The organism is Lysinibacillus sp. GbtcB16 (genome assembly GCF_019091145.1).
GTDB classification, from domain to species: Bacteria; Bacillota; Bacilli; order Bacillales_A; family Planococcaceae; genus Lysinibacillus; species Lysinibacillus fusiformis.
The window spans coordinates 1-291 of record NZ_JAGXJV010000270.1 but is presented as its reverse complement, the minus strand read 5'-3'; the positions used below and the strand labels follow the sequence as shown (position 1 = coordinate 291).

Genomic DNA, 291 nt, shown 5'->3' with positions numbered 1-291 from the left:
ATGGTATTGCGGTAGATCGTATTTATCTGACGAAATCAACGGAGAATCCTCCGAGTGAAGAAGGTTGGGTTGTCTCAGAAAGAGAGCTGCAAAACCCTGACAGCATTTATGAAAAGAAATTAGCTACGGCAATCAAGGTTGCTGAAGATAAACTGGAGCAGGCACCTGTTCCTGCCGGAACAGAAATAGGCAGCTAAGGGCAAACGGAATATGACCTCGTACTTTCTTCAATTGCGGAGCTGAAAAAGCTTAAAGAAAACGGCAGCAAAGATTCGGCCTTGATTAATCATG

The 291-nt window shown here is 44.0% G+C and carries 1 protein-coding gene; it reads left to right on the top strand.

What is annotated here, in order from left to right; translation table 11 throughout:
• Positions 1-197 (top strand): hypothetical protein (locus KVT27_RS24225; protein ID WP_217582134.1); only part of this gene is annotated, 197 nt, incomplete at its 5' end.
• Between the last annotated feature and the right edge of the window lie 94 nt (positions 198-291).